This is a genomic window from Providencia sp. PROV003 (assembly GCF_045040775.1).
Taxonomy (GTDB): Bacteria; Pseudomonadota; Gammaproteobacteria; order Enterobacterales; family Enterobacteriaceae; genus Providencia; species Providencia huashanensis.
Map to the genome: position 1 here is coordinate 3,161,282 of NZ_CP096369.1, position 26,904 is coordinate 3,188,185.

The 26,904-nt window shown below is 42.5% G+C and carries 31 protein-coding genes; 8 read left to right on the top strand and 23 right to left on the bottom strand.

Translation table 11 applies throughout. The features are described from left to right. Positions 1 to 258: 258 nt before the first annotated feature. The 4 genes from M1F14_RS14485 to M1F14_RS14500 form a co-directional block, all read right to left on the bottom strand. Complete coding sequence (locus M1F14_RS14485) at positions 259 to 891, bottom strand: HNH endonuclease (RefSeq protein WP_154635608.1); 633 nt, start codon at positions 889 to 891, stop codon at positions 259 to 261. Continuing rightward, a complete protein-coding gene (locus M1F14_RS14490) occupies positions 884 to 2,035 on the bottom strand; it encodes an AAA family ATPase (protein WP_181469293.1) in 1,152 nt (383 codons plus the stop codon). The genes M1F14_RS14485 and M1F14_RS14490 overlap by 8 nt, the downstream gene beginning before the upstream one ends. Positions 2,036 to 2,211: 176 nt before the next feature. Beyond that, complete coding sequence (locus M1F14_RS14495) at positions 2,212 to 2,460, bottom strand: ogr/Delta-like zinc finger family protein (RefSeq protein WP_179896326.1); 249 nt, start codon at positions 2,458 to 2,460, stop codon at positions 2,212 to 2,214. 45 nt (positions 2,461 to 2,505) lie between these two features. Beyond that, positions 2,506 to 3,612, bottom strand: a complete 1,107-nt coding sequence (locus tag M1F14_RS14500; protein ID WP_181469292.1) for a phage late control D family protein — start codon at positions 3,610 to 3,612, stop codon at positions 2,506 to 2,508. 158 nt (positions 3,613 to 3,770) lie between these two features. Between M1F14_RS14500 and M1F14_RS14505 the strand changes: the two genes are divergently transcribed. The 6 genes from M1F14_RS14505 (at position 3,771) to M1F14_RS14530 (ending at position 9,246) form a co-directional block, all read left to right on the top strand. Beyond that, the gene (locus M1F14_RS14505; protein ID WP_181469291.1) at positions 3,771 to 4,934 is read left to right on the top strand and encodes a phage tail sheath subtilisin-like domain-containing protein; all 1,164 of its coding nucleotides are present in this window, start codon (positions 3,771 to 3,773) and stop codon (positions 4,932 to 4,934) included. A gap of 12 nt (positions 4,935 to 4,946) precedes the next feature. Then, positions 4,947 to 5,459 carry a phage major tail tube protein gene (locus M1F14_RS14510; protein WP_181469290.1) on the top strand — a complete coding sequence of 171 codons (513 nt, stop codon included), beginning with the start codon at positions 4,947 to 4,949 and terminating at the stop codon, positions 5,457 to 5,459. 60 nt (positions 5,460 to 5,519) lie between these two features. Continuing rightward, the gene (locus tag M1F14_RS14515) at positions 5,520 to 5,822 is read left to right on the top strand and encodes a phage tail assembly protein (protein ID WP_181469289.1); all 303 of its coding nucleotides are present in this window, start codon (positions 5,520 to 5,522) and stop codon (positions 5,820 to 5,822) included. Between the two features lie 83 nt (positions 5,823 to 5,905). Continuing rightward, complete coding sequence (locus M1F14_RS14520) at positions 5,906 to 5,971, top strand: GpE family phage tail protein (protein WP_230083332.1); 66 nt, start codon at positions 5,906 to 5,908, stop codon at positions 5,969 to 5,971. Beyond that, the gene (locus M1F14_RS14525; RefSeq protein ID WP_181469288.1) at positions 5,968 to 8,838 is read left to right on the top strand and encodes a phage tail tape measure protein; all 2,871 of its coding nucleotides are present in this window, start codon (positions 5,968 to 5,970) and stop codon (positions 8,836 to 8,838) included. Before M1F14_RS14520 ends, M1F14_RS14525 begins: the two co-directional genes overlap by 4 nt. 3 nt (positions 8,839 to 8,841) lie before the next feature. After that, on the top strand, positions 8,842 to 9,246 hold the full coding sequence (locus M1F14_RS14530; protein ID WP_181469287.1) for a phage tail protein: 405 nt from the start codon (positions 8,842 to 8,844) through the stop codon (positions 9,244 to 9,246). Between the two features lie 111 nt (positions 9,247 to 9,357). On the opposite strand, the gene M1F14_RS14535 is transcribed toward M1F14_RS14530, so the two are convergent. The 18 genes from M1F14_RS14535 to M1F14_RS14620 all read right to left on the bottom strand — a co-directional run bounded on the left by M1F14_RS14535 (position 9,358) and on the right by M1F14_RS14620 (position 22,071). Beyond that, positions 9,358 to 11,517, bottom strand: coding sequence for a hypothetical protein (locus tag M1F14_RS14535; RefSeq protein WP_181469286.1), 2,160 nt, complete (start codon positions 11,515 to 11,517; stop codon positions 9,358 to 9,360). Positions 11,518 to 11,719: 202 nt separating this feature from the next. Beyond that, on the bottom strand, positions 11,720 to 12,070 hold the full coding sequence (locus tag M1F14_RS14540; RefSeq protein WP_181469285.1) for a tail fiber assembly protein: 351 nt from the start codon (positions 12,068 to 12,070) through the stop codon (positions 11,720 to 11,722). Between the two features lie 2 nt (positions 12,071 to 12,072). Continuing rightward, positions 12,073 to 13,536 carry a phage tail protein gene (locus tag M1F14_RS14545; protein ID WP_232370531.1) on the bottom strand — a complete coding sequence of 488 codons (1,464 nt, stop codon included), beginning with the start codon at positions 13,534 to 13,536 and terminating at the stop codon, positions 12,073 to 12,075. Continuing rightward, positions 13,533 to 14,144, bottom strand: a complete 612-nt coding sequence (locus M1F14_RS14550) for a phage tail protein I (RefSeq protein WP_181469284.1) — start codon at positions 14,142 to 14,144, stop codon at positions 13,533 to 13,535. The genes M1F14_RS14545 and M1F14_RS14550 overlap by 4 nt, the downstream gene beginning before the upstream one ends. After that, the gene (locus tag M1F14_RS14555; protein ID WP_181469283.1) at positions 14,137 to 15,048 is read right to left on the bottom strand and encodes a baseplate J/gp47 family protein; all 912 of its coding nucleotides are present in this window, start codon (positions 15,046 to 15,048) and stop codon (positions 14,137 to 14,139) included. Before M1F14_RS14555 ends, M1F14_RS14550 begins: the two co-directional genes overlap by 8 nt. 4 nt (positions 15,049 to 15,052) lie before the next feature. Continuing rightward, positions 15,053 to 15,394, bottom strand: a complete 342-nt coding sequence (locus M1F14_RS14560; protein WP_181469282.1) for a GPW/gp25 family protein — start codon at positions 15,392 to 15,394, stop codon at positions 15,053 to 15,055. Then, positions 15,391 to 16,020: a phage baseplate assembly protein V gene (locus M1F14_RS14565; protein ID WP_181469281.1), complete on the bottom strand. Its 630-nt coding sequence runs from the start codon at positions 16,018 to 16,020 to the stop codon at positions 15,391 to 15,393. The genes M1F14_RS14560 and M1F14_RS14565 overlap by 4 nt, the downstream gene beginning before the upstream one ends. Continuing rightward, on the bottom strand, positions 16,017 to 16,655 hold the full coding sequence (locus tag M1F14_RS14570) for a phage virion morphogenesis protein (RefSeq protein ID WP_181469280.1): 639 nt from the start codon (positions 16,653 to 16,655) through the stop codon (positions 16,017 to 16,019). Before M1F14_RS14570 ends, M1F14_RS14565 begins: the two co-directional genes overlap by 4 nt. Further along, positions 16,648 to 17,100, bottom strand: coding sequence for a phage tail protein (locus M1F14_RS14575; protein ID WP_181469279.1), 453 nt, complete (start codon positions 17,098 to 17,100; stop codon positions 16,648 to 16,650). Before M1F14_RS14575 ends, M1F14_RS14570 begins: the two co-directional genes overlap by 8 nt. Continuing rightward, positions 17,100 to 17,270: a hypothetical protein gene (locus M1F14_RS14580; protein WP_004254667.1), complete on the bottom strand. Its 171-nt coding sequence runs from the start codon at positions 17,268 to 17,270 to the stop codon at positions 17,100 to 17,102. Before M1F14_RS14580 ends, M1F14_RS14575 begins: the two co-directional genes overlap by 1 nt. Next, positions 17,267 to 17,812 (bottom strand): lysis system i-spanin subunit Rz, encoded by a 546-nt coding sequence (locus tag M1F14_RS14585; protein WP_230233548.1) that lies wholly within the window; start codon positions 17,810 to 17,812, stop codon positions 17,267 to 17,269. The genes M1F14_RS14580 and M1F14_RS14585 overlap by 4 nt, the downstream gene beginning before the upstream one ends. Next, complete coding sequence (locus M1F14_RS14590; RefSeq protein ID WP_181469278.1) at positions 17,800 to 18,336, bottom strand: lysozyme; 537 nt, start codon at positions 18,334 to 18,336, stop codon at positions 17,800 to 17,802. Before M1F14_RS14590 ends, M1F14_RS14585 begins: the two co-directional genes overlap by 13 nt. A gap of 1 nt (position 18,337) precedes the next feature. Beyond that, positions 18,338 to 18,625: a potassium channel protein gene (locus M1F14_RS14595; RefSeq protein ID WP_153673430.1), complete on the bottom strand. Its 288-nt coding sequence runs from the start codon at positions 18,623 to 18,625 to the stop codon at positions 18,338 to 18,340. Positions 18,626 to 18,643: 18 nt separating this feature from the next. Further along, a complete protein-coding gene (locus M1F14_RS14600) occupies positions 18,644 to 18,847 on the bottom strand; it encodes a tail protein X (protein WP_181469277.1) in 204 nt (67 codons plus the stop codon). After that, a complete protein-coding gene (locus M1F14_RS14605) occupies positions 18,847 to 19,335 on the bottom strand; it encodes a head completion/stabilization protein (RefSeq protein WP_181469276.1) in 489 nt (162 codons plus the stop codon). Before M1F14_RS14605 ends, M1F14_RS14600 begins: the two co-directional genes overlap by 1 nt. 102 nt (positions 19,336 to 19,437) lie before the next feature. Then, complete coding sequence (gpM, locus tag M1F14_RS14610) at positions 19,438 to 20,133, bottom strand: phage terminase small subunit (RefSeq protein ID WP_181469275.1); 696 nt, start codon at positions 20,131 to 20,133, stop codon at positions 19,438 to 19,440. A gap of 20 nt (positions 20,134 to 20,153) precedes the next feature. Beyond that, on the bottom strand, positions 20,154 to 21,203 hold the full coding sequence (locus M1F14_RS14615; protein ID WP_141173620.1) for a phage major capsid protein, P2 family: 1,050 nt from the start codon (positions 21,201 to 21,203) through the stop codon (positions 20,154 to 20,156). Positions 21,204 to 21,249: 46 nt separating this feature from the next. Then, positions 21,250 to 22,071, bottom strand: a complete 822-nt coding sequence (locus M1F14_RS14620; protein WP_181469274.1) for a GPO family capsid scaffolding protein — start codon at positions 22,069 to 22,071, stop codon at positions 21,250 to 21,252. A 162-nt stretch (positions 22,072 to 22,233) separates the two neighbouring features. On the opposite strand from M1F14_RS14620, the gene M1F14_RS14625 reads away from it, so the two are divergent. Continuing rightward, positions 22,234 to 23,958, top strand: coding sequence for a terminase large subunit domain-containing protein (locus tag M1F14_RS14625; RefSeq protein WP_181469273.1), 1,725 nt, complete (start codon positions 22,234 to 22,236; stop codon positions 23,956 to 23,958). Between the two features lie 2 nt (positions 23,959 to 23,960). Then, entirely contained in the window at positions 23,961 to 25,016 is a 1,056-nt protein-coding gene (locus tag M1F14_RS14630) for a phage portal protein (RefSeq protein ID WP_181469272.1), read from the top strand. A gap of 57 nt (positions 25,017 to 25,073) precedes the next feature. Here M1F14_RS14630 and M1F14_RS14635 read toward each other — a convergent pair whose 3' ends face one another. Then, complete coding sequence (locus M1F14_RS14635) at positions 25,074 to 26,507, bottom strand: hypothetical protein (protein ID WP_181469271.1); 1,434 nt, start codon at positions 26,505 to 26,507, stop codon at positions 25,074 to 25,076. Positions 26,508 to 26,904: the final 397 nt, after the last annotated feature.

A 26,904-nucleotide genomic window follows, 5' to 3' on the forward strand; every position in this document is an offset into this window, starting at 1 on the left:
CTTTTTTGTACAGATTATGCACAAAAAAAGCACTCGCCCCCGAGTGCCTTTTGACTACAACTCACTGAATATAAAGTAAATTACACCTATTCAGCGGTTCTGGTACTTGTGCGGATCAGGTAATCAAAGGCGCTAAGTGCGGCGTTCTAAAAGTGATTTAACCAATTGATTTAAATGGATTTAGTCAATAGTCAATGTCCACATATTGACCACGCTTATAAAGCCTCTTTTAATGAGAGGCTTTATAACTAATAACAATTACTCTTTACCTAGCAATGATTCCACTAATTTAGAAAAATCTTCCGCAATAAGAAGATCACGTGGTTCTTTTCTACTAGTTGTACCTTGCGCTTCATCAAATGTATTTGCTTGTATCTTATTCAGTTGAAAATAATTCTTTGTATATTCACCTTTTTGACTACCATCAACAACTTTATAATAGACTATTTTTTTTCTATTATTTTGAACAACACAATAAATAAGATGCTCATCCCATCCATCAAGATTAGGATGAATAAATTTATATTTATCTGATTGATAATAATTTTTATTAGTTTTGAAATATGCAAAATCTTCATTAATAAAAGAAATATCATCCCCTTTAATTCTCATATTACACCTTTTGCAGGATATAGCTAAATTTCTTATTTCAAACATCTCAGATACTATTTTAGATTTTGGAATTATATGTTCTATATCAAGCACCATATTAAATTCATCATCTGTATTTCTAGAGCAATAACAACAACATTCACTTTGATGTTGACGTAAATAATTTTTGATTTTACGTTTAATAGTTTCTAGAGATGCATCTTTCCAAGAATCATGACCTCTTTCGATAGCACTTTCTATTATTTCCATTTCTTCATTATCAAATGAAATATTACTCATGGTTGCTCATCCCTTTCTTATTATTAACTTTCTCAAGTAATTTATTTACTCCTTTTAGAAATTTTTTTTGAGCTTCATCATCAGTCATATTTATAAATTTTGATATGTTTTTGTTTGCCGAGTCCAATGATATTTTCCCACTATCCAACTGGTCTATAATATCGACACATCTATTAGATAATGCCCTATTTTTGGGGGTTAATGTGTCAAAATAATCAATATATAACTCTTCAGCATTATCACTAAAGTAATCAACCTTATTAAAATCATTTCTACCACGTTTATAAATTTCAAATTTCTCATCACCTGAAATTGAAGTTATAATAAGAGGTGAATGTGTTGCAACTACTACTTTAACTTGATTATAGCCAATTGCCCCTTTTAATAAGTCAAAATATGTTCTCTGCCATTCTGGGTGTAAACTATTTTCAGGCTCATCAATAAATATAAATGAATTATTAGTTACACAAAATGTAATATGCACAAGTAAAGCAATAAATGATAACTCACCAGAACTTGCTTCACTTAAAGGAAAGAAATCTTTATTTTTATTTAAAAATACTTCTATTCCTGATATTATATTAGCCTTCTTCAGTAATTTTTCATTTCTGAGCAAAGTTAAATAAGAACTAAAACTCCCCTCATGAAAAACATTATCATCGATAGTTAACCAAATAATATCATTATAATTAGAGCCTGTCTGATAAATAGCCTTTTCAATTGCCATCTCTAGGCCTTCAGGTATATTTTTTTCAGTGTAATCTAAATAATTTGAGTATCTCAGAGTATTTTTAAATTTTCTTCTGAATTTTATTTTAATGCCTACCTCTTGTTCGTACCCTATATTTCCCAACACTGTAAAAATACGCTTTATTTTATCCCCACTTTCTGTAGAAAGCGTTCTTTTTATAGCTTGAGCAGGAAAGTTTCGACCTAATCTACTACCTATATAATCATAATTAAAACTATTAAGGTGAACCTCAAATTTATCAAATAATGTATTTGATACAGCCATAACATTATAGCCTAAACCATGCGTATTTTCTGCCAAATCACGCAACAAACAGCTTTTGCCACTACCATTCTTTCCTACTAAAATAAATAAATTATTGTCTGAGTGTATTACCTTTCTAGTATCAAGCATTTCTTACTCACTAATATTTATGATATTTATTAAATATTACACTCATAATTTATTATTATGCAACACATAAAGCTTAGATTTAATCGACTACAATCTGTTTTTTTAAAACTTAGACTCTAAGTTACAGGATGAAATGAAATATAGTAGGTACATATATCATACCTACTATTTAATATTCAAAACATCTCCATCTGTTTCTCACCCCGATGTGATCTAGGTAACTCATCCATCGGGATCTCAAAGCCTTCTGGCAGTTCTTGGGGGATTGTTTTTGTTAGATAAATTTCCACTGAAGTTATTGTCGTAAAAGAACAACCACACAACATATTTTGACATTGGTGGTAACTTCTACGGGTTTCACTGCTCATGGATTTACTGGTTTTGGTATAAGTCACAGCGCCACACTTTGGACAATTGAACGCCATTTTATAACCTTGGGTTATGGGTATGCCTGACGTTATTATAATCAATTATGTTTCGTTTTGCTCGTCATCCGTCATATCAATGTCTTTGATTTTTATTTCCAGTTCCAAATGGGTTATAAATCCGTTCCCATCAATGGTGTGCGTCACTCGGCTAATCACCCACTGGTGACTGTCAATGGTCGGTTTAAAGCCAGTTACCGTGACGGGCATTTCAGGGTAAAGGTCTGCGCGCCCCTCGGCTAAAGTGATATTAAATTCTGCTACGCCCCTTTGTAATTTTGACCACTTGGCCGCGGCAGCACGTTTAGCGGATTGTTCGTTTTTAAAGGTTTGTCGCATCACAAAAACATTACCCTCCGCGCCCTCGATGTAATCGCCCTCTTTTTTGCTCGACTTCTCTTTTTTGGGTTTTTGCTTGCGTTTAAGGTTGGTTTTCTTTTGTTTGCCGTAGTTCAAATCTAGCCAGTAAGCTTGTACACCGGTGTACGCTTGCCGGTCAGCCAACCGGAAATAATGCCTATCCCCACTTTCTCGCATAATGGTAATGACGGGCAATGGCTTGCCGCTTTGCGTGACGCCTTGATTAGGCACGATAAATAACAAACTACCGTTTTTAATGGTAGCTATCGCGCCGAGCATTTCAGCCATCCGCGTTAAAAAGCTAATATCGCTTTCATTGGTCTGGTCAGCGTGGTCAATTTCAATGTGCATCAATTGTTTGCTCACTGCGGGTTTTAGGTTATAACGCCCTGCTATCGCACTCACAACATCGGGCACTTTGATATCATGCCAACTGTATTCCCGTTTAACGTTAAAGTCTTGCCGAAAGTCCGCGCTACGGGCGGTTACCGTGATTTGGTCGGGAGGGCCTGAATGGCTAATTTCATCCACGGTATACATCCCTTTGTGTACCAAGGCTTCCCCCTGCCAACCAAGGGAAACGGAAATCTCAGCCCCACGCGCCGGTAATGCAATTTTACCGTCGGTATCATCGATAGTGAGTTCTAAAGTATCGGCTTCAAAACCGCGATTATCCGTTAATGTTAATGACATGAGCCGGTCATTGACGCTCAGGAGCTGCACGCCACCGACCGTTAAATCAAAGTCAGGAACTTTGACTAAATTCCCCTCTGTCCAATCCGTAAAAGACATATTCACCACCTAGCCAATTCAATATGCCTAGAGTGTCGTCGCGCGCGTAGGTGAGCAATCATCCGTGGTTCTCATGTGTCTATGAGAACCCTAAGTACATGATTTGTTATCAAACATCCCTGAGAATAAAGATAAATAGACATCAGGAGATAATAACAATGGCCGTATATCATCACGGTGTTGAAGTCCACGAAACAACCGACCTCAGCACCCTTATTCGAGATATCGACACTTCTGTGATTGGTATTGTCTGCACCGCAGAAGATGCCGACCCCGAGGCGTTCCCACTCGATACCCCCGTGTTAGTCACACGCATTAAAACCGTACTAAGTAAAGCCGGTAAAACCGGTACGCTTTACACTACATTGAAAGCCATTGACGACCAGTGCAGCCCAAAAGTTGTGATTGTGCGTGTTGCTGAAGCGAAAGGCGGTGAAAAGACACAAGACCAATTGGTGATTGGCGGTACCGGTGACGATGGCCGCTATACCGGCCTTTATGCCTTACTAACCGCTGAAGCGAATATCGGTGAACGCCCGCGTATTTTGGCGGTACCCAAACTGGACACCAAACCGGTTGCTATGCAGCTTGCGATTTTTGCCGAGCAAATCAAAGCCTTTGCCTATATCAGCGCGAATGGCTGTAAAACTATCGCCGAAGCCAAGAAATACCGCGAAGATTTCAATCAGCGCGAAGTGATGATCATCTATCCTGAATTTATCGCGTACAACAAAGAAAGTGGCCAAAACGAAGTTATCCCCGCCACCGCTTACGCCATTGGTTTGCGTGCCAAGATTGATGCGGAACAAGGCTGGCATAAGTCGATTTCTAACGTGCCGGTTAATGGCGTGCTCGGTATTAGCGCAGATATTTACTGGACGTTACAAGGTAAAGACACTGACGCCAACGACTTAAACAGCCACCAAATCACCACGCTAATTAAGCGGGATGGCTTTCGTATTTGGGGTAATCGCACTGGCGATAAAGAAATCTATACCTTTGAAGTATTTACGCGCACCGCACAAATTTTGGCTGAAATGATCGCCGAGGCGCATTTTAGTTATATCGACAAAACTCTCACCCCCTCATTGGTGAAAGATATTGTGGATGGGATCAACCGCAAAGGCGCGCAACTCGTCACACAAGGCCGTTTATTAGGGTTCCAATGTTGGTATGACCCATCGGATAACCCGAAAGAAAATTTACGCGATGGTAAGTCACACATTCGCTACAAGTACACCCCCGTACCGCCACTGGAAAACCTGACATTAACGCAGGAATTCACTGACGAGTATTTCGCTGTTTTTGACCAACTGGGCTAAGGAATTTGAATTATGGGTATGCCTAAAAAACTCTTTTTGTTTGACCTATACATTGATGGCCAAACCTACCTTGGACAAGTAGAAGAAGTCACCCCGCCAAAGCTGTCATTAAAAACAGAGGATTATCAGGGTGCCGGTATGGTGGGCTCCGTTGCTGTTATGATGGGCTTTGATTCAGGGGCATTAGATATGGATGCCTCGATGGGTGGCCTAATGTCGGAATTATTAGAAAGTTGGGGCGCGACGATTGACGGTAAGCAATTCCGCTTTGCGGGCTCTTACTACGACGATTCAACCGGTGAATCTGTTCCGTGTGAAATTCAAACTCGCGGGCGTTTTACCGAATTGGATTTCGGCAGTGCGAAAGCCGGCGATAACACGCAACATAAATACACCATCAAAAATACGTATTGCAAAATCACCATCAATAACAAAGAAACCTTTGAAGTCGATTTGTTAAACATGGTGTGGAAAGTCAACGGCAAAGACATGCTGGAAAAACACCGCGCCAACATTGGCCACTAATTAACACGGTGGGTTTAATCACCCACCCATTTCACGTTTATTTTAATAGGAATAATAACCATGGCTGAAGTTATTCAATTCGACGCCCCTATCAAATTAGAATCGGGGCAAGAAGTCACTGAAATCACCATCACCGACACCATGAAACAGGTTGGCGCCTTACGTGGTTTAAAACTGTATGACGTGATGACCTCCGATGTAGATTCACTGATTAAGTTACTGCCGCGTGTGACATCACCGCGTATGACTGAACGTGATGTTATTCAACTGCCTATCCCTGCATTAAATGCACTCGCCACCGGCGTTGCCAATTTTTTAGTACCGAACTCCCCGCAAGAGACGACAGACAGCGCGGACGAGTAATTGAGTGCCCGAACATTGAAACGGACGAGTTAATCGCTGATATCGCCACCGTTTTCCACTGGGCGCCGTCTGAATATGACGCCATGACGGTTGGCGAAATCCTGTTATGGCATAAACGCGCAGCCGCCAGAACAGGAAATGAATCATGAGTGACCGTAATTTAAATATCAAAGTGTCGTTAAGTGCTGCGAATAAGCTATCATCCCCTGTTAGTGCTGCACAGCGCAGCGCGGCAGGGTTAGCGACCCAAATCAAAGCCACACACACCTCTATCCGTAATTTACAAAGCCAATCGAAAACATTCGAACGGCTTTCTAATTCTGTTAATAAAAACTCACAAGCCTACGAAAAGGCCAAAAATAAGGTTAAGGCGTTACGTGACCAATACCCACCACTGACACAGCAAACCGAAGAACAAAAGAAAGCCTTAGCCGCTGCACGGTTAGAGCGTGACCGCTACGGCCGCACACTCGACAAAGAGAAACAAAAGCTTAATAACGTGACAGCGTCACTCTATCGCCATGGAGTATCAGCACGACAAAGCGGTGATGCGACGGCACAAGTCACCCGACGCACCGAAATTTATAACCGGCAACTGGGTGAGCAACGCCGCCGACTCAATGCGATCACACGGGCGCAAGGCCAATATGCCAAATCAAAAGAGCTACGTAATAAATTAGCCACTGGCGGTGCAATTGCCACCGCAGGCGGCGCGGGTGCGCTATATGCCGGCGCGCGAATTACGGCTCCTGGTCGAGACTTTGACGAGGGCATGTCAACGGTTCAAGCCCTCACCCGATTAGATAAAAACTCGCCACAGCTGGCCATGTTACGCCAGCAAGCGCGAGAGCTGGGCGCCAGTACGGCGTATACCTCTACTGATGTGGCGGCTGGCCAAAAGTTTTTGGCGATGGCCGGTTTTACACCGGATGCCATTAAGGCGGCATTGGGTGGCGTGTTAAATATGGGGTTAGCCGGCGACATGGATCTCGGTGAGGCCTCCGACATTGGCTCAAACGTTCTAACCCAATTTCAATTGAAAGCGGAAGAAATGAACCGCGTTTCCGACGTGCTCACGGCCACCTTTACCCGCAGTAATACCGATTTACGCCAACTCGGTGAAACCATGACGTATGCAGGCCCTATTGCCGCACAACTTGGCGTGAGCCTTGAAAGTATGGCCGCAATGGCGGGAACCATGGCCGATAATGGTATTCGGGGCAGTATGGCCGGTACGTCACTTCGCGCGGGCTTATCCCGTATGATTGCCCCAGTCGGCAAAGGCCAAGCCGCCCTTAATAAGCTAGGCGTCAGTGTTAAAGACGCTAGCGGCAAACTCCGTGACGCCGACGAAATCTTAAAAGACGTTGGTAAAAGCATGCGTAAGTTTGACCAAGCTAGCCAAATTCGCATGAAAAAAGACATTTTCGGCGAGGAAGCGATGGTCGGTATGGGTGCCGTCATTGATGCCGTAATGAATGGCCGCTATGACGCACTGAAAACCGCCAACATGGGCGCCGAGGGTGAAGCCGATAAAAATGCCAAAGTTAAGATTGATAACTTAAAAGGCGACCTGAAACAATTGCAATCAGCATGGGAAGATCTCGGCATTGAAATTCAAGAAAATGTCGATTCCCCTTTGCGCCGTGTCACCCAATCATTAACAGGTTTTATTGGCAAAGTTGGCCAATGGATGAAAGAGCACCCCAAAACCACACAAGCCCTTGCCGTTGGTGCAATAGCAATTGCCACTTTAGTCACTGCCCTTGGCGCGTTAGCCCTTGCCGCTGCCACGGTAATTGTGCCGTTTGCAGCTATGCGACTTAGTCTATTTATGCTTACTGGCAGTCAAGGTTTTGGGGGCTTAATGGCCGCGGGCAGTAATGCCATTAACCTTATTGGCGGTGGGTTTTCTTTGTTATTGAGCCCTGTGGGTTTATTTGTTGCCGCCATCGTGGCCGCTGGGGTATTAATTTATCAATATTGGGAACCCATTAAAGCTTTTTTCAGTGGGTTTTGGGATGGTTTTACGTCCGCACTGGCACCAATCGGTCAAGCATTCAGTGCCACCTTTGCACCGTTCGCCCCAATATTCGACGGCATTTCAAATGCGGTCAGCAAAGTGTGGAATTGGTTTAAAGAATTACTGTCACCAGTTCAATTATCTACTAAAGAATTGAAATCGTGTACCGAAGCTGGCCAAGTGTTTGGTGATGTGGTGGGTAAAGCCATCAGCGCTCTATTTTTTCCCATTCAGCAAGTCGCCAAAGGGCTTGGCTGGATATTGGAAAAATTGGGTGTTATTCCCTCCGCGGCCGAAGCTGCCGCCGATGCGGCGCGTGCCATGGGGGTTGACCCGAACGAAAAAGACCCGTTAAAAGTGCTGAACTCCGTTTCCGCTTATGCAGGGAAAACCGCCAAGGCCAACGAGCAGGCACAAAAACAGCAAGCCGAAGCAACCAGTAAAATCACCAGTAGTGTTACCGTTGCAGGTAAACAGCTTGAGAAAAATAGCGAACTACAGAAAAAAGCCAATGACGTAAACCCGCTAGAAAATGCGGAAAAATACGGTACCTTGGTGTATGACGGCGCAGAGAAAAAAATTAAAGCCAAAGGCAGTAAATCTGCATTAAGTGACGCCGCCGAAAGTGTCGATAGAAATAAACTCGGCGATATTGTGTTTAAAAACTTTCCAGCCGTAACGGCAATTAATGGGCTGTATCAAGAGCCCCGTATTGCTGCGAGAAAAAACTCATTATTTCCCCAGTTCAATAATTCACTCATTAATACGTTAGCCCCTATTCAACCCAAATTAAATGCGGTACCGGTGGCCGTATCGCCGACACGGCCAGAACGCCAAATCATGCAGCCGGAATACAATACTTTTGAGTTGAATTTCTACGGGGTTGATATGAGCAATAAAAAAGAAATTGCCGACATTGTGAAACAGCAATTAACCACCTTGTTACGTGAACGCGATAGCCGCCGCCGTTCCAGCTTAAAAGATCAGGACTAAATTATGATGATGATTTATGGCATGTTTGTGTTTGAGCTACGTACCGCACCTTATCAAACTTTTAACCACTCACTCGATTGGCGCCATGTGAAAAATGACCGTGTTGGCCGCAGTGCTAAATGGCAGTATGTGGGCGCCGGTGAAGATAAGATCACGCTGGCCGGTACGCTTTACCCCGAAGTCACCGGCGGTGATGTATCGCTGGAATTATTAAAAACCTCGGCCTATGTTGCCCGACCTTTACCACTGATTGAGGGTACCGGCACCATTTATGGAATGTATGTGATCACCAATTTAGTCACAGATAGAACGGAGTTTTTTACCGATGGCAAGGCGAAAAAAATTGATTTTACGTTGTCGCTGAGTCGTGTGAATGAAGATGTGATGGAGTTGATGAGGGCATTTTGATAGATTGTGAGGCGAGTTCATTCGCCTCGATTGGTAGCTTATATTGGCTAAAGACTTATATTTTCCAAAAATATTATAAAAATAGCATCATTAAGATGCCTATTTTTTAATTTATAACGAGTTTAAACGTTCTAAGATCTGTTCCCTCTCTTTAATTAAAGCTTTATCAGTTATATCTATAGCAGGTTGAAAAATATTCATATCCATTTCAAAATGATTAAACTCATTTAATAAAGTTTTTTTCGCCATGAAAAAAACACGATTTTGTATTTTTTCCATCTCATTTCCTTTAAATGAATGAACGATAATACTGGATAACATATCATGTTTACTTGTATTTATATTATATTTTTCAACTAATCGCTTTTCCACATTCATTCTTAAATATAAATAATTTATTGTATGTCTTAATGTTTTTGATAACAAAGGATATTCTTCAGATTTTAATGGGTTAAATTCAGTATAATCCCAATCAACAATTTCCTGCGCAGATATCTGATGTATCTCGTCCAGTATTCCAGTAGTGAAAATTTTCCCATAAATTTCAGTAACATTAATCTTTTCGTCACAATACCCATGCATTAGTTGAGTTAATTTATTTTTCTCTTCATCAAAATTGAATATTTGGCAAAGACCTCGCATAAAGGGGACAAGAGATATTACAAATTGCTTTTCATTAAAAATTTGAGGTTTTATCTTTTCGCTGTCTCTCAAAAGTGCCAAAAATTCATGAATGTATAAAAGAATTTTTCTTTCATCTTCATTTATTGGTATGAAACCATTATTTTCACTCGCCACATTATTGAAATAATAAAGATTTAAACATTCTTTCACTTGATGCTCTAGGAGTTTAATTAAGTCCGTATTGTGCGTAAGAATTAAAGTTTTCTTTAGGGATAAAAAGCTTAATATTGCATATGCTAGTTTATTTTTGTAAATAGAATCAAAACTCGATATTGGATCGTCTAGTACGATCAATTCACATTTAGAGTTTTTCGCTTTTAATAGCTCAAATGCGAGCGAAAGAAAATTTTGTTCTCCATTACTCAACTCAAGATCCTGTCTTTTTTTATTTAAAAAATCTTTTCCACCAAGCATTAGTCTAATATTATTATCAGGATCACGTTCTAATGAAATCTCACGTTCGAGAGACTCATTTAAAAACTGTTCAATGAATAATATATCTTCACTAGCGAATGTTGGCTTATTTTTTAACAATTCTTGGTATGTATTGTGAATTTCTTGTAGTGACTGGCTAGTTGATATATTTATGAAATCATTCTTTAAAAGAATCCAATACACTGACTTATAATGATTAAACTCTAATACTAGCTCACTTATTATAGTTTTGTCAGCTTTTTTTATAGCACTTCTAACTTTACCTTTAATATTAAAAGGGTCTATGAAAGAAAGATTTTTTATAATATTTTCTGCAATTTCTTTTTCATGCTCCCCCATTCTATTAGATGTAGCTTCATATTGCTGTTCTTTTTGTATTAACTGTTCAAGTGCATTAATTGGATGATCACAAACCAAGCATTCATCTATGTAACTGAATTTTTTTAGTATAGTTAAAGCTTCATTTTGCTCTTCAAGTTTAACTATACCTTCTTCTTGACCGTTTAGTTGAAAATTATAGTTTGATAAAGCACGTATGATAGAGTCATCTTTAGAAAAATCTTCAATAAAAAAATTTAATTTTTCATTATCGTACTCTGGTTCATCAGCAACATGAATACCATAAACTACCGAAATAAATTTTTCTCGTAGTATTTTTTTTCCTTTAGATTTACTATTCGCTATATCAGCAATAAAATAACGTACATCTTTATCAAGAATTAGTTCATCAAAATGGGTCTTTATTTTTGATATTTGATATTTTTTCTTTAAAAGATTAACAAGTTCATTCTCAAAAAGAAAAGAAAAAGCTGCATTTAACTTTTCTTTGAGTTCATACTCTTTTTTAATGTTTTCGCCAAGAATAAAATCCTGCGTTTCACCTTGAATTATATTTCTATCATTTTGGTCAGAGATAATATGAGCTACTAAATCATCTTTTTCCGTATACCTAGTATCATCTATATAGATGTCATACTCAGCCCCTTTAGTTTGGCCTAATACCTTTGACAAGCTTGTTTTCCCTGTCCCATTAGGGCCGTATAATACACATAACTTTTTGCGCTCAAAGTCCAATTCATTATTTTCAGTTAAATTTAAGTACTCGTCCGTAAAAATAATCCCTTTTTTGAGCTTTGATATTGTTAATTTCACTGAGTCTCCTAATTATTTTTTCAAAAATCTATAGGTAAAAATAGCTATTAGTAGGTCGTAAAATTAGGAAAAAACAAATAATTGTATTTGAAGAATAAAAATAATACTTTTCAAGTATAAAGTTTAAACATGTTTTTCCATAATTAATACATACAATGTAAGATTCTACACAATAAATATATTAATTATCTTAATGTATGTCTCACTTTGGGCTAACTGGCCAATTAACACTCGCTCCCAACCCAGCATCCACCCTATTCACTTCTACTCGATACTCTTTCCACGCCCTTAACTGCTCCCGTTCTTCATCCGTAGCAATGCCAAGGTCAACGGCATCTTGTAAAGGTGCTATTACTGCGGTAGCCTCATTTAATAGTGCCTGTTTTTGATACTCCGCTTCAGCGATTAATTGCTCTTTTGTTGGCGGTGGATTGGTGATCGCTAATGCCTCTTGCTCAGATATCTCTATTAAATCACCTCGGATAAATTCACTTTCAAAATCATCAGGTTCATATGCATATACTTGATTTATATTGTCTTTAAAATATTTCATACTCACCTCAACTCAGACCAATAAATAAAGCTCTCAACCTTATAATAGTGACCTACAGGTACTATAAAGTTATTTGAAATTCCCGCATCACCACTAGTATTGCCTACCTTCGTCCACGTTTTGGAGTCAACCGATACCCATGAAAACTTGCCTCTTGTAGGAGCTGAATCATTAAATACAGCTATAGGCTTTCCGGTTGTATTTTGATAAACCACGCCCGCTTTACGTTGGGATGTAACCTCTTGCCATTTTTGCCCGTAACCTAAGCCACTTCCTGCCGCAAATTTGCTATCAACTTCCGCTTTGGTATACGCCCCCACATCCCCTGCACTCAGTGCTATATCTGCGGTCAGTGCTTTATTGTTTACCTTGCGTCCATTTGGTACACGGCCATTGGCATTGTTATTCGCATTTGTTGCGGTGGTATTAGCGGCGTTGGCAGTCGCTTGAGCATCAGTACCCACTTTTTTCGCATCTGCGACTTTGGTGTCGGTTTCTGCTTTGGTATAAGCGCCCACATCACCAGCACTTAAAGTGATATCAGCGCTTAACGGCTTATTGTTCACTTTACGCGTGCTTGGCACTCGGCCATTAGCATTGTTATTTGCATTAGTTGCCGCAGTATTGGCGGCGTTTGCCGTGGCTTGCGCATCAGTACCCGCTTTTTTCGCATCGGCAACTTTAGTATCGGTTTCGGCTTTGGTGTAGGCGCCAACATCACCGGCAGCTAAGGTAATATCTGCACTTAACGGTTTATTGTTAACTTTGCGTGTACTGGGTACTCGGCCGTTGGCATTATTATTCGCACTAGTTGCGGCCGTATTAGCGGTATCCGCTGATTTTTGCGCGTTGACTGCACGTTGGTTAATTTCTGTGGCCAACTTGGGTGTGACCGCTTTAGTATTATCCTCGCTGAGTGTATCAGCCAGTAGCACAAAACCTTTGGCGCTAGTCGTCGCGTCGGGGTGATTACGGCTTTTAACGTGAGCCTCGATCGCTGTTTTTACTGAGTCATCCACATAGCCGCGCGTAGCGAGCACAATCGCGGGGTCGACTTTCAATGTAACCGCTTCGGTATGGCTAACAATCAAAATCATTCGAATGGTTTGTGTGCGACCTGAACCCTCTGCCAATAATGGTTTATAAGTTTCAGGGCAATTCGCCACGGCCACCAATAACCCCGATTTATCAAACAGACCGATTTCACGTATCCACCATCCCCCCTCATTTTCGGGGATCACTTGTTCCGCAATAACTTGATTGGTATTCACTGAGTCAATAAATAACGTATTAATTGCCGCTCGGCGCTTTTCATTGACTAATTTAGTCTGTTTGGTATCGGGTGCGGGCAATGTGCCGCCGCCGTCACCAACCGCCATGTGTGTTAATTCAATTTTCGTGCCGAGGGCAGTCGCCTCTGCGAGCACTTTTTCACCATAAGTGGTAAGCAATGCAAAATATTTCATTGGAGAGTGACCCTCATTTCATCAATAACATGTACCGCTACCCCTGTGGAAATCGTGCCGCCTGAGCTGATCACATCTGGCGTGTATGGGTAAACAGTTAATTCATCACCGCTATAACTGGTTGCAGCGCAATAGATTTGGCCTTTAGTTTCAAGTTGAATTGTGAGCCCAACTAAATGACGGCTCGCCGGTTTTGCATCAAAAATCAATGCTTCTAACTCTTGATACATTTCCTCGGTGATACCGGTTTCAAGAACACCGATATCAAGGCGAAACGTGCCGGCGGTTTCGTTGGTTTTCCACCACTCAATCACACGGATTAAATAACCCAACGGCTCAACCACGCGGCGCAATGCCCCAATGGTGCCCTTGTGTTTATGAATAAACATCGCGGCTTTAACGGCATCCCGTTTGGCTTTTTCCGTCCAGTTTTTATCCCATCGGTCAACACTGAACGCCCATGCCAGATACGGCAGTAAATGCACGGGGCATAAATCAGGGTTCCAAAGCTCACGAATAGGAATAGGCACGCGCTCAATCTGTGCCAGTGATTCAGCCGCCGCGAGTTCTAACGGTGATGAACCGACAGGCAATAAACGATTATTCATCTGAGCCCCCTAATACCACGTTAATTTGTGTGCAGAAGCTGGCCTGTGTTTTATCTAGCTTGATATCTGCAACCGGCTTTTTCAGCTCCACACGTTGCACGCCTTGAACATGCAAAGCGGCATAAATGGCACTGAGGACAATGTCACGGCCTAACCGGTGTTGCTGTGTCGCATAGCGTTTCACTTGTTCCTCTGCCGCTGCCATGATGGGCTCGTATTCAGGCGAGGGATAACAGTAAATCACCGCGTCAATTTCATAGTTAACGATATTGGCTGATTGTACGGTGACACGATCAGCAACCGGCCTAACGTCCTCATCGTTTAACGCAATATCGACTTTTTCAATTAAATCAGCCGGTGCGCTGCCGTTGCCCTCGCGGGATAAAACCGTAACGGTGACATGAGCCGGTAGCGGGCTAATGACAGAAGCGTCAGAAACCCGACCATCAGCGCTACGAGCATGATATTCATAACTGCCAATAGGACCCGCTACGCTTAACGCTTCGAAAGCGGCCGGTATACGCATGCGTAAATTTGAATCAGACTCATACACTGGCGCAATGGGTGGAATGGCACTTTCATCGCCAGCTGATAACATCAAGCGTTTCACGTTGTTATTGGCCGCGAGTTGGTCAAGGTCGGCACCGGTGGCAAAAGCCACCATGCTTGCGCGAGCCGCTTCATTGACGCGCTGACGTAAAATTAATTCACGGTAACAATTTTCTTGCAGTAATTTGGTGAGCGGCTCAGATTCTAATTCCAATGTACGGGCGATGGCTTCCCGTTGTTCTTCTGGCATCGCACCAATTAACGCGGCTTTGCGCTCGGCAAATAGCACTTCATAGTCTAATAGTTCGACCACATCCGGTGCCGGCAATAAACTTAAATCAATACTGGCTGCCATACTGTTACCTCACAGGAATAGAAATCGAAATCGCTTCACCCGTTTGCATAATCACACCGGATAAACTCACACCCATTTCGCCAACATCTGAACGAATATAATCAATGGTTTGTAGCCTAACGCGTGGCTCCCATTGCATTAATGCCATATAGCACGCACTCATAATTTTGAGTCGCAGCGCAGGATTTTGTGGCTGGTCAATCAAGTCATACAACAGTGAGCCGTATTGCCGGCGCATCACCCGCGAACCAATGGGCGTTCGCAAAATATCAGCGATACTTTGGCGAATATGCTCACTATCTGTCAGGCGACGACCTGTTTTCGCATTCATGCCGCAATATTTCATACCGGTTTCCCTGATGTATCCCCACCCGAGCGCACACCGCCATGTTGGTGAGTATGAATAACCACACCATTAGACGTTATCGACCCGCCGTTATGGTTAAAATTGCCGGTCATTTCACCGCCTTTTTCCACATTCAACGTGCCTGTAGTGAGGTTATTGGTACAAATCACATTCGGTGTATCGAGCTTGATTTCAACAGAGGCTTTGCAAATCACTTTTTGGGTTATTGCGCTGATTTCCTCACTAGCCTCTATCACCGCTTTTTTAATACCAACGGCCTTTAATGTTCCGTTTTCTGGCTCATACTCAATCACCGCACCATCTGGAAAAGTGTGGTGTAATGCATTGGCTGAATGTATTGGCGCGGGGTTCGCATTGCTATACAGGGAGCCCAAAACAAAGCCAGTTGTTAGTTCACCGCCAATCGCCCCAATCAACACTTGCTCACCCACCGTCGGCGCCCAATAACTGCGAGACTCGCCAGCACGATGCACTAACCATCTAATCCAATCAGTAACTAACTCCCCGACTTGAACGCGGCAACAATCGTTGTCTAAATCCACCTCAGTGACCACACCTTGACGAAAAAGGTTACTGAGTAAACGGTATAGCTCTTGTAAACTCATAGCTGCCCCACCAAATCGAGATAAATCATTTCCAATAAACCTAAGCGCTCATGTTCTGATAGCCCCAATAACTCCCGTTTGGGGTAACGTGCCCGTGCAAGTTCATTCACTGCCCCCTCAAGCCCGTATTGGTGCTCTCTGGCAATTGCCGCAGCTTTGCCTTGAAAACCCACTATCGCGCTATCTTGTGTATTGCGGGCATGAAGAAAACGCGCCGCCCTAAGCCGCCTGAACATCGGTACATTACGTTTGGTACTGCGCTTGATCGAGGAAAAATTAATATCTAAAAAACGGGTAATATCTTGGCGATAAAAGGTTCTTACCGCCCCCCTATCTTCATCAAAACCGGTAATGGTTTTACCGCGACGACCTTTTGACCCTTGCCAATTTCGCAGGGTGCGAACATCACCACGGTGAATAAATCTAATTTGCTGCTGTGCGCGTAACACTTTGCGTTTACGTGGTTCATAGGCCGAGCCGTCCGCATTTTGTTGGCTACGAATGCGCTTTTGTTGGTCAGCACGAATTGCCCGCGCTAATTTTCCCGTCAGTTTTCGCCGGTAAGCCGCTGAGGTTGTCGATAACAAGCCATTAAGCTCATTTTCAAGTTGCATAAACAGGCTGTTATCACTCATGAACCATCACCCCCTCATCTATCACGATATCCCATGCAGGTAAGGCGATTTCAGGCTCGGAAATATGCTCTTGCACAATTTTTCCATTCACCTTTTTAACAATCACGCGCTCGGTGGCCTTGATGGTGTACAGCACGTCGATTTTTTCATTGTCGAGAATATCGGCTTTATAGCGAATGCCGTTTCCCCGTTTATCGGGGTTAAATAACAAATCTGGCTGATGTTTTCGGGCAAAAGTCAGAATGGCCAATGACAATGCGCTCAATTCGCCGGCGTAATCCATGACCAATACCTGAATTTGGTACTCATTCAAGTAAGATGCGGATTGTGTACCTGTGGCCTGTATACCACCCTCAGTGATATAGACCTCTAATAAATCAGGGTTTTGTTTAAACTGGGGTATCTGCTCAACAATAGTTTGTCGTAATAGATTTGGCTTTAACATTATCTCCCCCGAGTGTCATAGAGTGCTTTTTGGCAACGCATTTCAATGCGTTCTTGCAGTGGTGCCGTGGCGCATTTGGGTTCTTGCAGTAACACTACACCGCGAAGCAAAACCACGGTTAACAGAAGAATAAACACGATAAACATCAAGATATTGAATAATATTTTCATTTCGCCCCCTTGCACTGGTCTACCACATCACGGATATAGCCCTGTAAATAACTTATTTTGGCTCTGTCTTGCTGAATTCCGGTTCGGATATCGTGAACAATAAGTCCACCTTTTCGAGTGAGTCCGACGGTGGCAGCATCGCCCACGCTGCCGGCGCGGGCAGTGTGATTGATGGTGAGCTCACAGGTTGCAAGGTCGGCGCTGGCGAACTGCACGCGACGACGCTCAGTGAGCAAATCATCACGCAAACGTTGAGATTTATTTTGTTCATCTAACAACCTCTGGTTATAGGCCACATCAAGCTGGTGCAAGGTCTCTTGTGCTTTTTTTAGTTGAGCGAGTTTTTCATTTGCATCAATAAAGGCTTGGGCGCTTATCGCACTGAGTGCCATTTTGTGCCCCAGTTCGCTCACACTTAACTTGGCTTTGAAGTCCAAACGTGCAATGCCAAACACCGCACCGCCGCTCACTAATGCCGCAATACAAGCAACCGCTAAATACCCCCCAAAAACCTGACGATAATTCACCATTACCGCCCCCATTCGCCGCACAGTAATTCAGCCTCTTGGTCACGGCGGATCACTTGGCCATAACAGCCGTTTGGCTGGCCTTTGGTTTGTCGGCAATCTTTACCGCCATCCCGCGTCCATTTAGGAATCTCCGCACAGGCGCCCTTGATATCCCCCGCATTTAACTTGCGATAGAACGTGGATGAGAAACATTTAGATGGCCCGATGTTGTAAGGACAAAATGAAGCAATACCGGCGATTTGCGGCTCGGTTAGTGGCACATGCACATGGCGTTTAACCCATGCAATCGCTTTGTCAGCTTCAATCTGATTTAGCCGGTCACATTCCGCTGGGGATAATTGGGTACCTATTTTTACTGGCTTACCGTCAATACGTGTTACACCACGACAAATAGTGACCACACCGCCCCCGTCACGATATGCCTTGAGCGAATTTCCCTCTTTTTCATCCAAAAAGCCGGAGAGGATCGCACCGCCACTGGCACCGGAAATAATCAACGCAATAACTGTCTGACTTAATCGTGATTTGGTGTTCATTTCATAAATCCTTTGGTGATTGCTCGGTCACTTTCACAATGTTTTCAATATCGCGCTCACTGATGGGGTGACGAGAGAAATAACGTTCTAATATGCGTGTGCGTTTCATTTGCTCACGGCGGTTTAACCGATAGGTCATTACGCCCAATGAAACACTGGCAATTAACCCGATTAAAAAACCCCACTCATACACGGAGAAATCACCAAAAAAACCTAAAATGCCCGACCCACTGAATAAACCGCCAAATCCAGAAAGTGCGTAAGTTAGGCGGCTCCACCAATCATTCATGCTATTAATCCTGTTTTGTTAATCCCAAAGTTGGATCATGTCTTGTTTTGCCACCGGTGCGAGTTCGGGTAATTCCACCCATTGCCCCGCGGCTAGCTGTATGCCGCCCTCAACCAAATTTGGATTGGCCTGTAATACTTGCTCAACGATGCCCTGAGTGCGCCCATAATGCCGCCAACACAACAGGTCAACGGTGTCACCTTGCAGCGCTTGCACGTTCATTAGACGAGCTCCGCAAACATGCGTAACTTACCGAGAATATCCCGCACGGCGTTTTGTCCATCGCGGCGCAGATCATCAATTTGCGTGCTCAAGGCTTGGGCGTGTTTTTCACCCTCGCGCGTGGTGTCAATGTCGCGGTAGTTTTCAATCAATAACGCTTTAGTAAAGCTATACACCGCATGGTGGTAACGAAAAACAACGGCCGTGGTATCGTTGATTTCTGGTGATGGCACCGCAGATAATTGGGTAAAGCCCTTGGCGTTCTGTACCTGCTGCCATTCATCTAATAGCTGATTGACATACAACACCGCTTCTGTGGCCATATGCTTTAAACGGCTTGTGGTGACGTTTCCCGTTAATCGCATAGATTGGCGCAACGGGTCTAAACCAATGTCTGGCCAAAACTCACCTGACGTGATTTTTTCATCACCATCACTGATGCTTTCGTCTTGCACGCTATGAATTTGTTTTGATGCCACTAAACCCATGATTACCCCTTTGAAAAAACGGAGGTGGACAGCGACAATACAGAGGGTTAACCCTTTATTATTGCTGTGCCTCCGTGGCACGCGGGTGCAACTCGGTTATTGCTAATTTTTAGGCGTCTCGTCTTCTTGCTTACGCACTGCCCGTAATAGCTGTTCAATCTCTTTTTTCACGCCAATGTCTTTATCAATAAGAATGGCTTTTTGCAGATATTCAAGGGCTAAGGCTTGCTGCTTATCGTCATTTTTGAGTGTTAAACCAATGACTTTGTACAACTTGGCACGCGCCCCATCAGGCATATCGGATTGCGCTGTAATACGCTCTAAACTCAGCAAATCATCAAGTGACGCTGTCACTTCATCTTCTTTGCCACTTGCTTTAACTGCTAATGACCAATCACAAATTTCATCAACTAAAACAGTGGCTAAGGTGCGGTTATAGTTATCAGGTAATGGCAGATTAAATTGGATAGCATATTCGGCCATGTGTAAGGCTTCTGTGTATAAACCCGCGTCGATATGCCACACCAAAGTGCGCGTAAAGACCTCATCAGCCACACCACTTTGGCTTTCCAACACCCCTTCAATCCAACCGCGATAATTAGGTAAAACCTTACGCTTATACGCCGCTTTACGGTCATTGCCTTGGATATTGCTTAGTTGCGCTTGGTCAGCCCGTAAACGATGCAAAATATTTTCATAAGCGGTCATATCTGCCCGTGACATTTCGGCAGATGCCCCACCACGGCGTGATGCCATCACTTTTTGCCAGTGCTGCTGTGCCGGTGTTAAATGTTCCATTTGCATTCCCCAATGTTGGCTTAAATTTCTTTGCTTTCGGCGTAATTGATACCTTCAATCAGGCAAGACAGGCCATAATCTTCAATCACATAGCCCTCATTACCTGACGAATATGTCGCCACACGGTTATATTCCGGCTCATCTTTGATCACACGACGGTACTTGCCTTTCTGCCAGTACACCGACAGGTTTTTAAAGGTCGTTATCAAGGTTGCGCCATCGGGGAAAAACGGTACTTGTAAGGTCGGTAAATTACCCATTGAACTCAATTTCAACAGTTCATTACCCGCAAGCATTTCCATGTTTGGATTTTGCTCACTGTGTTGGTTCATGATTTTGAAGTTTTTATCGGTATAGAGCTGATAACCGGTGATCGCCACTAAGCCCTGCGCACGGCGGTGCCACGGGTCTAACAATGAATTCACCGCATCGAATACCATCGCATCCACATTGGCATACATCCCTTTGGCAATGATTTTCCCGCTTTCATCGCGGCTGGTTAACGTGACATCTTTCATCACGCGTTGTGGCGCCGCATTACGGATTTTTTGCAGCCAACCGATATTGACGTCTTGTAACAATGGGTTTTCGGCTTTATTCGACTTTTTCACCCGTTTCACACCATTGAACCCAATCATTAAGCGGTCATTGGCTTCTTGCTGTGCGATCAGTTGGCTGATCATCGGTTGAAATTCAGGGTGTCCCGCCCATGCGTCTAACCATGAATATGGGATAAACGTATCCCAGTTGGTTTTATCACAACGGTAATCGTCGCTGTTTTCCTCATTGACTTGCTCAGGCTGACGGCGCTCGGTCGTTGAATCATTTGTACCGGCAATCGGTCCATTGACCGAACCAAAGACCTTTTGCCCCTCCTGGTCCGTCACCCCAAATGAGTTGATTTGTTTTAAAAATGGGCTATTTTCCATTTTTGCTTTTTCTAAGCGCTGCTGCACCGCAGGGTCAACGCTAAAATTTAATGACGAACCCTCACGACGTACTCCATTTAAGCGGGCTTGCTGGTCAAGCCATGAGAGATAATTCGCCAGTGATTCATTACTGATACCCATAGTAAAAACCTTTTATTGATTAAAATTGAAGAAAGTAAAACGCGGCTTAATACTCAGCCAACTTAGTCGAACCACCGGTGACTTGAGGGCGTGACTCTCCTGAACCATCAGTCACTGCAAGCTGCTGCTTTAAGGCGTTAAAGTCATTGGTTAACTGTGATAACGCTCGTTTTTGTGCTTCGTTTTCAGTTAGCAAGGTGCCGCATTGCTGTGCGGTCAACTCAATGGCTGTTTTTAGGTTGGTGGTTTCTTCTGAGTTGTGATTACGTTCAAGCCCTAGCCACTGTTTCACCGTGGATAAAAACTTCTTACCGGCTTCCTTTTCCTCTTGGTGTTCGGTGTATTGCTCACTTAACAAATGGCACTGCGTTTCTAATGAAGCGGTAAAGTAATTGCCACTATCTGGTAAGCCGCGAGAAACTGCGCTTAGTTCAATAGGACGGGAACCAATAGCTGCTGGGTAATCAGTTAACGCTACCCCCGTTAAATAGGCGCGTTTGGTCTGTGGGAATGAGGGGTAATACTCGATACTGGAAAAAATCTTTTGGCCTGACTTATTCAGGTTAACAATGTATTCATCTTTTAAATCATCAATATCAATAGTGACTTCAAGCCCTAATTTACCTTTAAGTTCACCCTCAGTTAATTCAACGGTATTCACCGCTGAAATCATGCTATAACTGCGAAATTGGCTATCTGGGAACACACTTTTAATGTGATCCAAATTCACACGACCACAATAAAATTTAGGGTCGTAGTCTTTCGCCATCTGCTCGATATGTTCACGCTCAACGGGAAAACCGTTTAGTGTCATTCCCTCTGCACAAGCGATCAGCTTTATCTGGCGCGTTTTTTTACCTTGCGACATAAATCAATCTCCGTTTCTGACGTAACTGTCATTTCGATGCTGCCGTTTCAATAACAGCACTATCTCAATCATCTTCTTTTTACTCAAAGGGTTACGGTTCTCATAGCGCTATGAGAACCCATATTCATAGAGGGTTACGCGCGGGCGTGACAAAGTGACAGCATGATGAAAACAGACATTGACCCACGACAAGAAGCCAAAGAACTTTATTGGCAGGCTTACAGCGTTTCGCAGATTGCAAAGCGGCTGGGCTTAAGCATTCACACCATTTATTCATGGCGACGACGTGATAAATGGGATGAGGCATCCCCTATTCACCGTGTTACTGACCAAATACATGTAAAAGTGCTGCGCATCATGGCGAAAGACACAATGACCGCCCATGACTTTAAAACGGTTGATTTCTTTAACCGCCAGTTAGATCGCTTTGAGCGTTTGGAAATGAAGAAACAAACGGCGGGAACAAGTAAAGTTAAGGCACAAAAGAATCACTTTACCCCTGAACAAATCGAACAGCTTAAAAACCTAGTGCTAGGTAGCTTATTTGAGTATCAGCGCCAATGGTGGGATGAACGCACGCAGCGAAACCGCTTTATTCTTAAATCACGCCAGATTGGAGCTACGTGGTACTTTGCCCGCGAAGCCCTATTGACCGCATTGGAAACCGGTAACAACCAAATATTTCTATCAGCCAGCCGCGCACAGGCATTTCAATTCAAACGTTTTATTCAATTGTTGGCTCGCCAAGTAGGTGTTGAGCTCAAAGGCGGCGATGAAATTATGTTATCTAACGGCGCGATCCTGTTTTTCTTGGGTACCGCAGCCGCGACAGCGCAATCCTATACCGGTGACCTCTATTTTGATGAGGTGTTCTGGGTATCGCGTTTCTTGGAATTACGGAAAGTGGCTTCAGCGATGGCCACACAAACAGGGTTACGCCGTACTTATTTTTCGACACCATCGAGTGAAGATCACGAAGCCTACGAGTTTTGGACGGGGGATTTTTATAACAAAGGCAAGCCGGAGAAAGAACGCAAAATCATTGAGCTATCCCATAAGGTATTAAAGCTTGGCCATTACTGCGCGGATAGCATGTGGCGGCAAATCGTGAATATCCATGATGCCATCGCGCGCGGACTGAACCGCGTTAATTTGGAAGAAATCAAAGACGAAAACCCGCCCGACGACTTTCGTAATTTATATGAGTGTGAGTTCGTTAAAACGGGTGAACGGGCATTCAGTTATGATGCCTTAATCAATTGTGGCGTGGATGGCTATAACAGTGATGTTTGGCCCGACTGGAAACCTTACGCCCCACGCCCACTGGGTAATCGCCCTGTTTGGATAGGCGCAGACCCAACCGGTACCGGTGATAATGGCGATGGCTTGGGGTTAGTGGTTGCATCACCACCGGCAGTCAGTGGCGGGAAATTCCGCATCATTGAAACTATCCAGTTACGCGGGATGGCCTTTGAAAAACAAGCCGAAGAAATCAAACGCATTACTCAGCGTTATAACGTGCAATCTATCACCATTGATGGTACCGGCGGTACCGGTGCCGCCGTACACGAGCTGGTCGTTAAATTCTTCCCTGCCGCCAATTTACTCAACTATTCAGCCCCTATTAAACGCATGATGATCATGAAAATGCTGATGCTCATTCGTAATGGCCGTTTTGAATACGACGCAGGGTTACATAAGCCTCTGATCACCTCATTTATGACCATCAAGAAAGTGCAAACCCAAAGTGGGATTATCACCTATGAGTCAAGCCGTGTTCGCGGCTTAGACCACGGCGACCTTGCATGGGCGGCAATGAATATTTTCTCTAACGAAGCGATATCCAGTGAAACTGGCGGCGCTGGCGCACAAGTTATGGAGTTTTAACCATGGAACAAGCAACAGAATTAGCAGCAACCGAAGAACAAACACAAGCCCCTGAATTTTGCTCATTTACTTTTGACCCACCATCAATTGTCTCTGGCGGCGGTGATTTGCTGGACTGCATGGAGTGCAACCACAATGGCCGCTGGTATGAAACCCCGATTGATTTTACAGGCATTGCACGCTCGTTTACCTCGTCAGCGGCTTACCATCAATCACCTTTAGTGTTTAAGCGTAATGTGATCACCAGTTGTTTTGAACCAACGCCGTATTTATCACGCCCTGATTTCACTACATTAGCGCAGGATTTTGTGGTTTTTGGTAATGGTTACCTTGAAAAGCGCATTAATCGGCTCGGCGATATGTTAACGCTTAAACCCTCCTTGGCTAAGTACACCCGCGCCGGTGTGAATGAGGGGCAATACTGGCAAGTGAAGAATTACCAAGATGCCTACGAATTTCGTAAAAATAGCGTGATTCACTTGAAGAACCCATGTATTCACCAAGAGATATATGGCACTCCCGATTATTTGGCGGGACTTATTTCCGCTAACTTGAATCATTCAGCCACCCTATTTCGGACCAACTATTATGAAAATGGCAGTCACGCCGGTGTGATGGTGTATCTTTCCGCGGCATTGGCTGACGACAAGGCCGTTGAGTCATTAAAGAAATCACTCACCGAAGCCCGTAAAGGTAAGGCATTTAAAAATATCTTTGTTTATGCCGCCAATGGTGGCAAGGATGGGATTCAAATTTTACCTTTCTCCCAAATCAGCGCTAAAGATGAGTTTGTCGGTATCAAGGACACCACTCGCGATGATTTGTTGGCTATGCACCGGATACCACCACAACTGATGGGGATCATTCCGCAAGGCTCGGGTAGTCTTGGTGATGTTGAAAAAGCCGCAATGGTTTTTTGGTTCAATGAGTTACTACCGCTGATGGAAAGCATGAAATCAATTAATGACATGCTAGGTGTTGAGGTGATCCGCTTCAAACAATATGCGTTACTGGATTTTTTGACTCAGGCAAAGGGAAAAGAGCCGAATTATAAATAAACTAAAGATAAGCAAACTGAGTGATCCATTAACTCAGTTTGCTTATCTAGGCAGCGATTAAGACTTATACTTGGCTAACATCTCATCAATTTTATTTAATTCCACTTCAATCATTCGGTCACAAATATTTGGTAAACCTTTTAATTTTTGTAGCAATGCTTTTTTCTCATCTTCATTAAGAGTCCAACTCTCAGCGATACCTGTAACTAAGTAGTTGTTGCAACCTGCTTCATAACTGCCAGTCGTTTTCATTTCATAGTTATAATCTTCGATTTTAAACAATTTATTTTCAATCAAATAATTAATCATTTCTGCATTACCAACATAAAATGCATAAAAAATTAGATTTATATTTTTCTTTTTATAAAAGTAGGAATCAATATCATTGATGGTTGTATTTTCTAAAACACCTCTATCACTCTTAATTTTCTCAGTGATGAAAGGTAAATTATTCGTCAATATATTCATTGCTAATTTGTAATCTTCATTACTAGGCGGCAATCTTGTTAAAAAATAATTTGCCGCATTAACTTCTCTATACTCTATCATTTTATGATAATCAATGTCTCGAAGATTAACATAACTAGCAATGTTTGGATTTAAATCAATTAACTTATCTAATCTACTAATATATATATCATTGTATTCCTTCTTACTTTCAGTTGCAATTTTATATACTAATTCCCATATTAATTTTTGTTTTGATTCTTCATCTAGTAAAGTGAAATATTTTTCAGCAAAAAGAGCCTCAAGATTATGATTTATAGTCATATTCTTTGATATTTTTTTATCAAAAAAAGACCGGAGGTAATGTCTACCTTCTTCTATTTTATTAACATCAAAGTTATCTTCATGAAATTGGCAGCCAAATAAAAACTCTAAAGAGTCAATGGGGGCTTCAGACCGAAATAATGCATACCATATATAATCGTCTAGTTCATACTCAACTAAACTACAATTTTTCCCTAATTCTTTTTCTAAAGAGTTAGTGTCTCCATTAGCAATAAATGAATGTATTTTATTTTCAAAATCAACATTTAATTTCTGAGGAAAATAAATAATATTGTATGCAACAAAAGATATTAAGAATGCACCAACAAATTCACTTGATTTTTTGAACCTAAAAACAACCAGAAAAAAATTCAAAAATGTAAATATGAAAAATGTGAAAATACCAAAAAATATTTCACCTTTATCTTTAACAAAATAAATCCCAACATTACAATAGTATATAAAATTTAAAAATGGAATAAAAATAGAGGCAATAATCAGACTTCTCCATTTATAAACCTTTTTATTATTTTTTAATTTACTTTTAAAACTATTCTCTTCATCATCCTTAGCAAGAAATTTTTCAGAATTACATTCTGAGGTTTTATCCTTTGGTATTGTATCGTTGAAAGCATTTCCAATTGAAATCAAGTAGGTTATACATAAAGTAATTAAGACTACCGCACCGATCGCAACAACATAACCAAGACCATCAAACATAACAATTCCATTTATCATTAACAAATATCAGTGCATAGTCTTAATGTTAAATTTACCTTAGGTACATAAGATAAATCTCACTCACGTACTATTCCTTATCTTTGATACTTATTAGATTAATATATTACCCACAAAAGCGATTAAAACAATCTCAGTGCCATTTCATAATTTCCACATAGCAATACTTGTTTTTTTACTCAATCTCACTGCTACGGGCTACTGACTCTCAAATAACCCCACTTATAGGCTGATCACACCATAGCCAGCGCGGCCCATCTTTACCCCTTTGCGCGCGCTTGCTCCCCCGCCTCGCCCGCACACAAAAGGGGTGGGTTTTTGTGCGGGTGTGCAAACAAGCTTAACCCTCACTGACTCTGGCCTTGTATAGAAAATTAAA

What these genes read in the sequence shown, in the direction of transcription:
- M1F14_RS14580 (WP_004254667.1), bottom strand. Translation starts at nt 17,270, where the DNA reads ATGAAAATATTATTCAATATCTTGATGTTTATCGTGTTTATTCTTCTG.
- M1F14_RS14490 (WP_181469293.1), bottom strand. Translation starts at nt 2,035, where the DNA reads ATGCTTGATACTAGAAAGGTAATACACTCAGACAATAATTTATTTATT.
- M1F14_RS14615 (WP_141173620.1), bottom strand. Translation starts at nt 21,203, where the DNA reads ATGGGTATCAGTAATGAATCACTGGCGAATTATCTCTCATGGCTTGAC.
- M1F14_RS14555 (WP_181469283.1), bottom strand. Translation starts at nt 15,048, where the DNA reads ATGGCAGCCAGTATTGATTTAAGTTTATTGCCGGCACCGGATGTGGTC.
- M1F14_RS14625 (WP_181469273.1), top strand. Translation starts at nt 22,234, where the DNA reads ATGATGAAAACAGACATTGACCCACGACAAGAAGCCAAAGAACTTTAT.
- M1F14_RS14595 (WP_153673430.1), bottom strand. Translation starts at nt 18,625, where the DNA reads ATGAATGATTGGTGGAGCCGCCTAACTTACGCACTTTCTGGATTTGGC.
- M1F14_RS14540 (WP_181469285.1), bottom strand. Translation starts at nt 12,070, where the DNA reads ATGAAATATTTTAAAGACAATATAAATCAAGTATATGCATATGAACCT.
- M1F14_RS14505 (WP_181469291.1), top strand. Translation starts at nt 3,771, where the DNA reads ATGGCCGTATATCATCACGGTGTTGAAGTCCACGAAACAACCGACCTC.
- M1F14_RS14525 (WP_181469288.1), top strand. Translation starts at nt 5,968, where the DNA reads ATGAGTGACCGTAATTTAAATATCAAAGTGTCGTTAAGTGCTGCGAAT.
- M1F14_RS14485 (WP_154635608.1), bottom strand. Translation starts at nt 891, where the DNA reads ATGAGTAATATTTCATTTGATAATGAAGAAATGGAAATAATAGAAAGT.
- M1F14_RS14600 (WP_181469277.1), bottom strand. Translation starts at nt 18,847, where the DNA reads ATGAACGTGCAAGCGCTGCAAGGTGACACCGTTGACCTGTTGTGTTGG.
- M1F14_RS14620 (WP_181469274.1), bottom strand. Translation starts at nt 22,071, where the DNA reads ATGTCGCAAGGTAAAAAAACGCGCCAGATAAAGCTGATCGCTTGTGCA.
- M1F14_RS14550 (WP_181469284.1), bottom strand. Translation starts at nt 14,144, where the DNA reads ATGAATAATCGTTTATTGCCTGTCGGTTCATCACCGTTAGAACTCGCG.
- M1F14_RS14565 (WP_181469281.1), bottom strand. Translation starts at nt 16,020, where the DNA reads ATGAGTTTACAAGAGCTATACCGTTTACTCAGTAACCTTTTTCGTCAA.
- gpM (WP_181469275.1), bottom strand. Translation starts at nt 20,133, where the DNA reads ATGGAACATTTAACACCGGCACAGCAGCACTGGCAAAAAGTGATGGCA.
- M1F14_RS14495 (WP_179896326.1), bottom strand. Translation starts at nt 2,460, where the DNA reads ATGGCGTTCAATTGTCCAAAGTGTGGCGCTGTGACTTATACCAAAACC.
- M1F14_RS14590 (WP_181469278.1), bottom strand. Translation starts at nt 18,336, where the DNA reads ATGAACACCAAATCACGATTAAGTCAGACAGTTATTGCGTTGATTATT.
- M1F14_RS14560 (WP_181469282.1), bottom strand. Translation starts at nt 15,394, where the DNA reads ATGAAATATTGCGGCATGAATGCGAAAACAGGTCGTCGCCTGACAGAT.
- M1F14_RS14515 (WP_181469289.1), top strand. Translation starts at nt 5,520, where the DNA reads ATGGCTGAAGTTATTCAATTCGACGCCCCTATCAAATTAGAATCGGGG.
- M1F14_RS14575 (WP_181469279.1), bottom strand. Translation starts at nt 17,100, where the DNA reads ATGTTAAAGCCAAATCTATTACGACAAACTATTGTTGAGCAGATACCC.
- M1F14_RS14570 (WP_181469280.1), bottom strand. Translation starts at nt 16,655, where the DNA reads ATGAGTGATAACAGCCTGTTTATGCAACTTGAAAATGAGCTTAATGGC.
- M1F14_RS14585 (WP_230233548.1), bottom strand. Translation starts at nt 17,812, where the DNA reads ATGGGGGCGGTAATGGTGAATTATCGTCAGGTTTTTGGGGGGTATTTA.
- M1F14_RS14635 (WP_181469271.1), bottom strand. Translation starts at nt 26,507, where the DNA reads ATGTTTGATGGTCTTGGTTATGTTGTTGCGATCGGTGCGGTAGTCTTA.
- M1F14_RS14500 (WP_181469292.1), bottom strand. Translation starts at nt 3,612, where the DNA reads ATGTCTTTTACGGATTGGACAGAGGGGAATTTAGTCAAAGTTCCTGAC.
- M1F14_RS14530 (WP_181469287.1), top strand. Translation starts at nt 8,842, where the DNA reads ATGATGATGATTTATGGCATGTTTGTGTTTGAGCTACGTACCGCACCT.
- M1F14_RS14630 (WP_181469272.1), top strand. Translation starts at nt 23,961, where the DNA reads ATGGAACAAGCAACAGAATTAGCAGCAACCGAAGAACAAACACAAGCC.
- M1F14_RS14605 (WP_181469276.1), bottom strand. Translation starts at nt 19,335, where the DNA reads ATGGGTTTAGTGGCATCAAAACAAATTCATAGCGTGCAAGACGAAAGC.
- M1F14_RS14510 (WP_181469290.1), top strand. Translation starts at nt 4,947, where the DNA reads ATGGGTATGCCTAAAAAACTCTTTTTGTTTGACCTATACATTGATGGC.
- M1F14_RS14545 (WP_232370531.1), bottom strand. Translation starts at nt 13,536, where the DNA reads ATGAAATATTTTGCATTGCTTACCACTTATGGTGAAAAAGTGCTCGCA.